The organism is Chitinophaga sp., assembly GCF_036569125.1.
Classification (GTDB): domain Bacteria; phylum Bacteroidota; class Bacteroidia; order Chitinophagales; family Chitinophagaceae; genus Chitinophaga.
On record NZ_DATCRF010000460.1, the window covers coordinates 1 to 7,503 of the forward strand.

The following is a 7,503-nucleotide window of genomic DNA, read 5'->3' on the forward strand; positions in this document are numbered from 1 at the left end:
GGTATATTCCCCCTCAAATTCGGGCTTGGTAACATTAATGGCAATATCGGCAACGGGTATATCCTGTTTATAAAGCTCCTTAATAGCGGTGGCTGCTGCTGATCTGATGGTTTGTACAACACTCATTTGGAAAACTGTTAATGCAAAGTAGCAGCAAAGGTATAAAAAAAGTCCATGGTCCATGGACGATGGTCCATAGGCTTTAACAAGAGGGTTGTTAAACGCGAACAGGCAGTAGTTCTTCTACTGCCTGTTCGAAATTTATGACTTTCATGTGTTAATAGCCTTATGAAGCAGGCTATGGACCATCGACTATGGACCATGGACCCGCCGGCCATCGACTAAAAGAATGTATACGACACGCCTATCTGCCCAACGGAGTTACGGCTGTCAATAGCGCTATCATAAATATCTGTAATACCAAAGTTATAGCGGCCATATACACCAAAATGGAAAGGCAGCTTTACGCCCAGGCCAATACCGGCACTGATGTCTGCACTGTTATACAGGTCCTTTGTATCCACAGATAAATTGCCGCCTTTGTCATGGGCGCTTACCAGCAGGCTCAATTGCGGGCCTGCTTCCAGGTAGAACTGCGGGATAATGTAGTACTGGAACATTACCGGCATGTTAATGTAGTTGAGCGCCAGCGTACGGTCGGCATTCGTGATGGGCACTTTATATTTTGCCCCCTGCCCGGAAAAATACAGTTCCGGCTGCAGGGCCCATTGATGAAAGCGGATATTTACAAAACCGCCAACATGACCGGATACCCGGGCCTTGGAATCGTCAATTTCTGTCAGATTTGCAATGTTTAAACCGCCTTTAGCGCCAATGTGAATTTTTTGTGCCTGTACAGTTAAAACGGCGGAAGCCGCCAGGAGCATCGATAGGATAAGTTTTTTCATAATATATAAAGATAGTTGTGCCTTTTGGGCAAATTATATGCCGGTTTGCGGTTAGGGCAGGAGGGAAACACTTACTGCCACAAAATGTTGCCACCTGAAAAATAGCCGGGAAGTTCTGTCAGAACTCCCCGGCTGTTGTATAGTAATGGCAGTGCTACTGCGGGTAAAAGCGTATGCAGCTGGTATTAAAAGCGCATAACACTTAGGGTAAAAGCGCATAACGCTTAATACAGCGTAAATTCCACGCGCCTGTTCTTCTGTCTGCCGGCAGCAGTTTTATTGCTGGCAATAGGCTGGGTTTCGCCATAGCCGGTAGCCTCTATCCGTGAAGGATTAGCGCCTTTGCTTACCAGGTATTGTTTTACAGATTCTGCCCGGTCCTTGGAAAGGACCATGTTCTTGGCATCTGTACCTACGTTATCCGTATGGCCGGCCAGCTTCAGGCTGAACCCTTTGGTGTTCAGCAGTTCTGCCACGCGGTCCAGGGAGGGGTACGACCGGGGTTTAATACTGGCTTTACCGGTTTCAAACTCCAGGTTCTGGATGGCTTCACGCACCAGCCTGCGGTCGTCTTCCGTGATCTGTTGCACCACTTTGGTGACCCTGGGGGTGGTATCCTTAGGCAGGTCGCAACCGCCGCCGTCTACCTTGGTTCCTTGTGCAGTGCCGGGGCATTTATCAAAGAAGTCGGATACGCCATCCCCGTCACTGTCTTTCAGTAATTTATCAACATCTGCACTCAGGCGGGCATTGGCGCTGCGGCTGCTTTCCAACTCCGTTTGCAGGGCTGCCTTCTGCGCTGCCAGGTCATCATACATTACCTTGGCAGGGTTATTCCAGGTAAGCTGTGGCTTGTGGGTTGGGCCCAGGCTAAATTCCAGGCCGGCGTACCCATAGGAATATTTATCGTGGTTAGGGCCATAATTAAAGCCATCCAGGTTATCCCCGTCCAGGAAGTGTATGGTATAGCCCAGGTCCAGGTTCACCATATCCGATAACTTGAATTTAAGCCCTGCCCCTACAGGAATGATCAGCTCTTTAATAGAGCCGTTTGGTTTGTATTCTTTTTCAGTACCATTAGCGGGAGTTATCTTAGGGCTATACCCCGCTAAACCGCCGCCGGCTGAAACATAGATCTGTACAAAGTTCTGTTTATACAGCCAGTTAATAGTGGCCACATTCACTACTGCGCTTAAAGCGGCCGACCATTTTAATGAAGTTTCAAAAGATTCAATGGGCCGGTTCGGCATCTTGCCATTGCCCAGTTCCTTGGTGTTGTCGCCCTTTAGCTTGCCGCCAATATAGTCCGCCCTTATGCCCAGCGCGTGTAAGATCTGCCATTTGACATAAGCCCCATACCCCGCAGAGGCTTTCCATTTTGTAAAATCATTACTGCCGCCGGTGGGCGATACAGGCGCCAGCAGGCCGCCATTCACTCCAATGGAAAAAGTTTTGTAATCTTTTGTACCGTTAAAGATACCTCCGGATGTAGTGCTGCCCGCGGGGGTATTTGTTTGCGCCAGGGTGATGAGTGGCGCAGCCAGGGCCAGTATAATGCAGGTGGCCCGAAAGATGAAGGTTGTTTTCATAAATGGAAGGTTAGTTAGTAAGTGACATAATATGGTCCAGTCCGTCAGTTAGCATGGGTTACTGCTTTTCATAACAAATAATATCATCCGGGGTTCAGTGACTGACATATTTGCATATAATTTCGCTTGGCATAATCATTGACAAACCATAGGCAAACACACAATCAATCTACAACTAAAGGAGAATCTTAAATATTATGGGAAAAATAATAGGTATCGACTTAGGAACTACCAACTCATGCGTTGCCGTAATGGAAGGTAACGAGCCGGTAGTTATAGCCAACGACGAAGGGCGCCGGACAACCCCTTCCGTAGTGGCCTTTTTAAAGAATGGAGAAAGAAAAGTGGGTGATCCGGCTAAACGCCAGGCTATTACCAACCCGGTAAACACCATTATGTCAGTGAAGCGTTTCATGGGCCGTCATTACGACGAAGTAAACCAGGAAATACCGCACTGGAGCTATAAGGTGGCCAAGGGCGATAATAATACCACCCGTATAGATATAGATGGCAGGTTATACACGCCGCAGGAAATATCTGCCATGATCCTGCAAAAAATGAAGAAAACGGCCGAAGATTATTTAGGCCAGGAAGTGAACGAAGCGGTAATCACCGTACCGGCTTACTTTAACGATGCACAACGCCAGGCAACCAAAGAAGCCGGTGAAATTGCAGGTTTGAATGTACGCCGTATCATTAACGAGCCTACTGCAGCAGCACTGGCTTACGGCCTGGATAAAAAACACCATGACAGCAAGATCGCTGTGTTTGACTTAGGGGGTGGTACATTTGATATCTCCATCCTGGAGCTGGGCGACGGCGTATTTGAAGTAAAATCTACCAACGGTGATACCCACTTAGGTGGTGACGACTTCGATAAAGTGATCATGGACTGGCTGGCAGAAGAATTTAAGAAAGATGAAGCCGTAGACCTGCACAAGGATCCAATGGCATGGCAGCGTTTGAAAGAAGCTGCTGAAAAGGCAAAGATCGAGCTGTCCTCTTCTTCAGAAACAGAGATCAACCTGCCTTACATCACCGCAGTGGATGGCGTACCCAAACACCTGGTGAAAAAGCTGAGCCGCGCCAAGTTTGAGCAGCTGAGCGATAAACTGGTGGAAAGAACACTGGAACCTTGCCGCAAAGCTATCCAGGACGCTGGTTTAAGCACAGGAGAAATTGATGAAGTAATATTGGTAGGTGGTTCTACCCGTATTCCGAAAATACAGGAAGTAGTAGAAAAGTTCTTTGGTAAAAAACCGAACAGGGGTGTGAACCCGGATGAGGTGGTAGCCATTGGTGCTGCTATCCAGGGTGGTGTACTGACCGGTGAAGTAAAAGATGTGCTGTTGCTGGATGTAACCCCGCTGTCACTGGGTATTGAAACCATGGGCGGTGTATTCACCAAGCTGATAGAATCCAACACTACCATTCCCAGCAAGAAATCTGAAACCTTCTCTACTGCTGCAGACAGCCAACCGAGTGTAGAAATACATGTACTGCAGGGTGAAAGGCCGATGGCTAACCAGAACCGTACACTGGGCCGCTTTATCTTAGGCGATATTCCGCCGGCGCCGCGTGGTGTACCCCAGATCGAAGTGATCTTTGATATTGATGCCAACGGTATCCTGCACGTAACAGCAAAAGATAAAGGAACGGGCAAAACCCAGAACATCCGTATCGAAGCTGGCAGCGGCTTAAGCAAAGAGGAAATAGAAAAGATGAAGGCTGAAGCTAAAGCCAACGAAGCATCCGATAAGGAGCAGCGTGAAAAGGTTGAGAAGATCAACCAGGCCGATAGCTTGGTGTTCCAGACAGAAAAACAGCTGAAGGAATATGGTGATAAGCTGCCGGCTGACAAGAAAGGTACAATTGAAACTGCTCTGAACAAGCTGAGAGAAGCGCAGAAAAGCCAGGATATAGCACAGATCGATGCCGGTGTGGCAGAGCTGAATGCCGCCTGGACCGCTGCTTCTGAAGAAATGTACAAAGCTACGCAGGGTGCACAGGCCAATGGTGGCGCTGAAGAACCTCAACCGCAGGCCCAGGATAATGCCGGTGGCCAGGGTGGCGTAACAGATGCAGAGTTTGAAGAAGTGAAGTAGAATAGAAGCTAAAAGCATAAAGGATAAAGCAGAAAGCCGATCGTTGCGATTTTGTGACGGTCGGCTTTTTTTTTAGGGTAAAAGCTGAAAGCATAAAGCAGAAAGCTGATTGTTGCGATTTATAACGTTGGGTTTAGACTAACCTCCATATAGTTATGCCGCAGCGCCCTGCGTTAAGCATTCAGCATCCCCTGGCTTTTTGCTTTCTGCTTTCAGCTTTTTGCTTAATTTTAGGGGCCATGCAACTCAAGTTATATCCTTTTGAACTCAAATTCCGGCACACCTTCACTATTTCCCGTAAATCAAAAGACGTACAGCCATTACTGGTAGTGGAGCTGCTGCAGGATGGTTACAGCGGCCTGGGTGAAACAGCAGATAACAGCTACTATAATATAACGGTGCCCATGCTCATGGATTCCATTAATGCGCACCGCAGCCTTATTGAAGCTCACCAGCTGGATACCCCGGAAGCTTTCTGGGAGCAGCTGTATCCCCTGTTCAGGGATAATATGTTTGCCCTTTGCGCCCTGGACCTTGCTGCGCACGACCTGTACGCCAAAAAGCTGGGTAAAAAGTTATATGAAGTATGGGGGCTGGATATTTCCCATAACCCGCTTACAGACTACACCATTGGTATAGACACGGTAGAGAACATGGTGCGCAAGCTGCAGGAATTTCCCTGGCCTATTTATAAAATAAAGCTGGGTACCCCCGATGATATTACCATCATTAAAGAGCTCCGCAAACATACAGATGCTATTTTCCGTGTAGATGCCAACTGCGCCTGGGGCGTAGCGGAAACCTTACGGAACGCCGCTGCCTTTAAAGCGCTGGGAGTAGAGTTTATTGAGCAACCCATGCCCGCCGCAGACTGGGAGGGCATGAAAGAAGTGTTTGCACAATCGGCCCTGCCCATTATTGCAGATGAAAGCTGTATTGTGGAGACAGACGTAGCTAAATGCCATGGCCACTTTCACGGTATTAATATTAAACTTACCAAGTGTGGGGGTATTACACCGGCCCGCCGCATGATCGCAGAAGCCAAGCGTGTAGGCATGCAGGTAATGACAGGCAGTATGAATGAAAGTACGGTTGGCACTTCTGCCGTTGCCCACCTGTTGCCCTACCTGGATTATGTGGATATGGACGGCCCGCTGTTACTGGCTGCTGATACTGCTACCGGCGTAAAGATCATAGACGGCCGTATTATTTATGCAGACCGGCCTGGTACGGGCGCGCTTTTAATTAATAATGAATAATTAATAATTAATAAAGTTGTGCGCGGAGAAATTTTTTTCCGTTGAAATGCCGGTGACCATGATTATTAATTATTCATTCTTCATTATTAATTATTCTTCCACCACTGTCAGCTGCTCTGCCAGGAATACTTCATGCTTTATCTGACCGGTGGCTGTGATCATCTTGCCCAATAAAGGTTGCAGCGGATTAATGCCGGTTACCGGCTGTTTGGCAGGCCGTATCAGGAATGTGCCGATGTCTGACACCAGGTAAATGCCTGTAAAACTGCGTTTGGTATTAGCATAGAAAGTACGGAGCTCCAGTTTGCCTGTTAATTGTAACGGACCGGTAGGATGTTTAGGTGAAGGTGGTACTTTCATGTATGATGGAGATATGGATCTCGTGCTAAGTTACAAATTTTATACTTGCTTAGGCGGCTGGGATTATCTATTTTTAATGAACGTCGATTAAACACTACCGTTAACCATTGACCTGGCACAAACACCCACGTATGAAAAAACTATCTGCTTACATTATACTGTTCACTGTTGTATTTTCCGGTCTTATGATGACAACCCAGGCTCAAACCATTGCCCGTATTGTAGTTGATGCAGGCAAGTATAAACGCGATCATACGCCCGTATCCATTACGCTGGATGATATAACTGCGGTGGCCGACAGCCTCTTTACACTCGTAGAAATTAAAGGTACGCAGCGCATTAATGTACCTTTTCAAATAGAAGCAGGTTACCAGCGCCGCCTGTGGTGGATCCTTTCCGGTACCAGCGCACCCAATACCCAACGCATATTTGAATTGCAGCAGGGAGATGCCCACTGGAACTTTAAATCTACTATAGAAGCTATTGACCAGGAAGGCACCATCCGCCTGCAGGAAGGCAGCCAGCCTATTTTACAATACAATTACGCCATGGTGTATCCGCCTGCCGGTATTGACAGCGCCTATAAACGCAGCGGGTTCATTCATCCCTTATGGGCGCCTAACGGAGCGGTGCTTACAAACATTCATCCCAAAGATCACTGGCACCATGTAGGCATCTGGAATCCCTGGACACATACTGAATTTGAAGGCAAGCAGGTAGATTTCTGGAACCTGAAAGAGAAGCAGGGCACTGTAAGGTTCACCGGCTTTCTTTCCAAAACACAGGGCCCGGTGTGGGGAGGTTTTAAAGCGCTGCAGGAGCATGTGGTATTGAAAACCGGCGGTGCGGAAAAAGTAGCGTTAAACGAAGTGTGGGATATACGTACCTATCCTGCATTGGCAGGCGGCAGCCGCCGTGTATGGGATATGACATCTGTTTACAGCTGTGCAGGTCAAAGCCCTTTATTGCTGCTGCAGTACCGCTATGGTGGCGGCTTTGGCTTCCGCGCTACCCCCGAGTGGACCACCGCTACCAGCCAGGTGCTTACCTCTGAAGGCCGCACCCGTAAGGATGCAGACAGCACCCGTGCCCGCTGGATCAAAGTAACCGGTGAAACCAGTAAGGGACGTGCCGGCATGCTGGTGCTTTCTTATCCATCCAACTATGACTCACCGGAACCTGTTCGCGTATGGGGTGAGAATATGGAAAGAGGGGAGCTGTTCGTGAACTTTAGCCCCACCAAAATGAAGCCCTGGCTGCTTACTTACGGTAAGGAATATAC

6 protein-coding genes are annotated in these 7,503 nt (G+C 48.1%); 3 read left to right on the forward strand and 3 right to left on the reverse strand.

What is annotated here, in order from left to right; all coding sequences use genetic code 11:
• Positions 1 to 341 precede the first annotated feature (341 nt).
• Positions 342 to 908 (reverse strand): porin family protein, encoded by a 567-nt coding sequence (locus tag VIM87_RS17275; RefSeq protein ID WP_331998206.1) that lies wholly within the window; start codon positions 906 to 908, stop codon positions 342 to 344.
• A 224-nt stretch (positions 909 to 1,132) separates the two neighbouring features.
• Entirely contained in the window at positions 1,133 to 2,497 is a 1,365-nt protein-coding gene (locus VIM87_RS17280) for an OmpA family protein (RefSeq protein WP_331998207.1), read from the reverse strand.
• Between the two features lie 197 nt (positions 2,498 to 2,694).
• Here VIM87_RS17280 and dnaK point away from each other — a divergent pair, with 197 nt between their 5' ends.
• Positions 2,695 to 4,602, forward strand: coding sequence for a molecular chaperone DnaK (gene dnaK / locus VIM87_RS17285; protein ID WP_331998208.1), 1,908 nt, complete (start codon positions 2,695 to 2,697; stop codon positions 4,600 to 4,602).
• Positions 4,603 to 4,841: 239 nt separating this feature from the next.
• On the forward strand, positions 4,842 to 5,861 hold the full coding sequence (locus VIM87_RS17290) for a dipeptide epimerase (protein ID WP_331998209.1): 1,020 nt from the start codon (positions 4,842 to 4,844) through the stop codon (positions 5,859 to 5,861).
• Positions 5,862 to 5,951: 90 nt separating this feature from the next.
• Here the strand turns inward: VIM87_RS17290 and VIM87_RS17295 are convergent, their stop codons facing one another.
• Positions 5,952 to 6,221, reverse strand: a complete 270-nt coding sequence (locus VIM87_RS17295; protein WP_331998210.1) for a hypothetical protein — start codon at positions 6,219 to 6,221, stop codon at positions 5,952 to 5,954.
• A gap of 131 nt (positions 6,222 to 6,352) precedes the next feature.
• Here VIM87_RS17295 and VIM87_RS17300 point away from each other — a divergent pair.
• Positions 6,353 to 7,503, forward strand: a 1,151-nt coding sequence (locus VIM87_RS17300) for a PmoA family protein (RefSeq protein ID WP_331998211.1), incomplete at its 3' end; no start/stop codon positions are given.

Coding starts and splice junctions, on each gene's coding strand:
- VIM87_RS17275 (WP_331998206.1), bottom strand. CDS start 908: ATGAAAAAACTTATCCTATCGATGCTCCTGGCGGCTTCCGCCGTTTTA.
- VIM87_RS17280 (WP_331998207.1), bottom strand. CDS start 2,497: ATGAAAACAACCTTCATCTTTCGGGCCACCTGCATTATACTGGCCCTG.
- dnaK (WP_331998208.1), top strand. CDS start 2,695: ATGGGAAAAATAATAGGTATCGACTTAGGAACTACCAACTCATGCGTT.
- VIM87_RS17290 (WP_331998209.1), top strand. CDS start 4,842: ATGCAACTCAAGTTATATCCTTTTGAACTCAAATTCCGGCACACCTTC.
- VIM87_RS17295 (WP_331998210.1), bottom strand. CDS start 6,221: ATGAAAGTACCACCTTCACCTAAACATCCTACCGGTCCGTTACAATTA.